Origin of the sequence: Alteromonas sp. BMJM2 (assembly GCF_027257845.1) — a bacterium.
In the GTDB taxonomy this organism is placed as follows: Bacteria; Pseudomonadota; Gammaproteobacteria; order Enterobacterales; family Alteromonadaceae; genus Alteromonas.
This window is the reverse complement of record NZ_JAPVOT010000046.1, coordinates 1-2,635: the sequence shown is the minus strand read 5'-3', so window position 1 is coordinate 2,635 and position 2,635 is coordinate 1. Positions and strand designations below refer to the sequence as shown.

At 43.4% G+C, this 2,635-nt stretch carries 4 protein-coding genes; 2 read left to right on the top strand and 2 right to left on the bottom strand.

The genetic code is table 11. The features are described 5' to 3' along the window. The first annotated feature begins 144 nt into the window (after positions 1-144). Both O9X84_RS19680 and O9X84_RS19405 read left to right on the top strand, forming a co-directional pair. Complete coding sequence (locus O9X84_RS19680) at positions 145-444, top strand: DUF1418 family protein (RefSeq protein ID WP_442864576.1); 300 nt, start codon at positions 145-147, stop codon at positions 442-444. 103 nt (positions 445-547) lie between these two features. Further along, on the top strand, positions 548-1,006 hold the full coding sequence (locus tag O9X84_RS19405) for a DUF6174 domain-containing protein (RefSeq protein WP_269521300.1): 459 nt from the start codon (positions 548-550) through the stop codon (positions 1,004-1,006). Positions 1,007-1,877: 871 nt separating this feature from the next. Here O9X84_RS19405 and O9X84_RS19400 read toward each other — a convergent pair. Both O9X84_RS19400 and O9X84_RS19395 read right to left on the bottom strand, forming a co-directional pair. Next, positions 1,878-2,195, bottom strand: a complete 318-nt coding sequence (locus tag O9X84_RS19400; RefSeq protein ID WP_269521299.1) for a CcdB family protein — start codon at positions 2,193-2,195, stop codon at positions 1,878-1,880. After that, positions 2,195-2,440, bottom strand: a complete 246-nt coding sequence (locus tag O9X84_RS19395) for a type II toxin-antitoxin system CcdA family antitoxin (RefSeq protein ID WP_071817742.1) — start codon at positions 2,438-2,440, stop codon at positions 2,195-2,197. Before O9X84_RS19395 ends, O9X84_RS19400 begins: the two co-directional genes overlap by 1 nt. Positions 2,441-2,635 lie beyond the last annotated feature (195 nt).

Sequence of the window (2,635 nt, the reverse complement as noted above, 5' to 3'; positions counted from 1 at the left end):
TTTGGCTAAATCAACGCCAACGACTTTAATTAAGGACATATGGACTCTCCACTTTTGTTGAAACTTCGCACTTTCAATATGGCACATTGATGCCGAAAAGGTGGGGGAGTCCATATCATTCGTTAGGTTTACAAGGATGAATTTGTGAAAGGCTCAAGGTTTCTGTTAATAATTACCAGTATTTTAGCTGTGCCATTGCTGCTTTTTGCCCTTTATTCAATTTACAACTATTTAGCATTCCCAGAAGCTGAACTTCGCCATGAACAATTGTATATTGTTGCGTTCATGCTAATTTATGGTTTATTCCTTTTCGTTCCATATATCATTACATTAGTAGTTAAATGGCGAGTTCATTCAAATCTGTTAAAGTTGGTCACTGCTAGCCCTTTTCTAGCATTGTTTTGTTGCGGTGTATTTGCCGAACTAAATGGTGTTCCGTGGTAAGTAAACCTAACAATAAACAACATTCGTTTCACTCATTGGGAAAAAGCCTCGCTGCCGCTCAGCTTTTCCCGTTATTGTAAGCGTTAGTTTTCTAGAGGATATATTGGACTCACGTAATCCTATTACAATTGTAACTATCGGTATTGTGACCCTGTTTTTATTAGGGGCTTGGGTGATATCGCATAGCAACGAGAATTTTACTATTAGGTTGGCAGAGCTGTCTGCGAGTAAAGCAAGGTGGGAGAAATTGAAACCCATCGAATATAATTATACCGTTAAATCTGGTTGCATGTTTGTGCAGAGTTACAATATTGAGCACCGAAATAGGCAAATTTTCAAATTTCCTGTCGGGCAAAGTACGCCACGAGAGAGTCTAAGTATTAAAGAGGTGTTTGACATTGCCGAGAAAGCCACTAGATTATCTTACTCGGTAGATATTATTTACCATCCATATTTTGGTTATCCCGAGTTAATAGATGTAGATTGGGATAAGGACATTATCGATGATGAGTGTTTTGTTCAAATTACAGATTTTGACGTGCTCACCAAGAACGAAATCTAATCGGGTAGCCGGAGGTATCTAGCCTCCAGCCCCCACAACACCCTGCACCGAAGCGTCGGCCCGAGCGACTCCGCACAGGGCGTTTCCCAAAGACGTTTAAAACACACCGGCCGATTAGCTCCTGTGCATTCCAATAATGGCTTCTGCTTTTGCGCCAACGCTCCTAAACCTGGTCAGGCACGGAGTAGTTGAGCTGCACAGGCTCCTTATTGATCCTCAGGTTTGTGGCGGGTCGGCCCCCGACTTCACCGTGTCCCAACCATTACGATGGGCGTTTGGCTACTATGCCGTCTGCTGACTTCTGCTTAATCATCAATAAAGTTGCCCTTATTGACGCTATCGGTTTCATCACGTTCGCTCCTTTGAGTTGATGACACTCAAAGACCAAGGTACTTGTATACCAGAACCTCACTGGTTATTTACCGATCGCTTGTTAAGCAGATCTCTGGAAGGCCAGTCCCACCACAGATAAGAGCATGCACTGTCTCTGCACTGCTGCATCATTTACGGTGGCCGTTAAGTCACATGGTTTCGTTGTCTTGGACCCAAAGCACTTCACGGGGCCGGCCCTGCCAACTCACCTTCAGCCTAAGCCTCATATGATGTTCTTATTCATCAGCTCGCAGATTTGCTAGCGACTTCCTCCAGACACCCCCTCGCGGATTTGCCCTTGCCATTCGCTAGTAGTTATCATCTAATAACAAAATTAATCGCTAAGGATGGTGACCTTCCTACAGAGGACTTTTATCCGGGGCGGCCTACCGCTCATTAGTTCATGCCCATGCTGGGCGTACACAAGGCGCTCAACAGGGACCAAAACATGGCGCGCCTTCGGCATTATAGCGCCATGCTTTGGCCCCTTAGCTAAGTGTTATATTCCAGTGATAGCGAAGTCTATTGCATCTATCAGCAGTTCTCTGGATTGCTCCAACGAACCAATGCGTTCGTTGAGCACGTCTACGGGTATGGAACTAAGTTGTTGTGCTAGAAATAAATATGTTGTGCCCTCGAATTCTATTTCCGGCGTCAGCTTCTTCATGTAAAAACTGTTTTTAGTATTGCTAGTTGTTAACGGTACAACCAGCCTTGTTGCCAATTGGTCAATTACAGAGTTTTGAACATCAACAAGAAAAGGGTAAACTTTATTAGTTTTCTTGCTTGGGTTTCTGTAAACATCAAATTGCGCCATTAGAAGTTCCTGTACTCATCACCTATACAGCCGTTCTCAGCAACAAACTCGTTGTATGCAGCTATGGCAGCTTTGTTTTCTTTTTTCCATTTCTCCGCTTCAATACTTTTTAGCTTGTCCCTAAGTGCTTGCTCTAAGGTCGCAGACAGGTTAACTTTTAAACTTCGAGCTTTTTGCAATAAGTCGCTATTTAAGCTTAGATTTGTCGCTTTCTTGGGGGCATGGACGTCATATAAATCTTGCATTGTAATACTCCAACTAGTCTCACCACCAAGTATACGCATACAGATGCGCATTGCAAAGCATGGTTGGAATATAACACATATGAGCCTCCGGGCTGTCAATGAAAAAAGATAGCCCTTTGACCGCTATTTCAAGATCAATACCGTTGCCTTTTTAGAACTCGTTTACTTCGTCTGTCATGGTTGATGTTAGGCAAA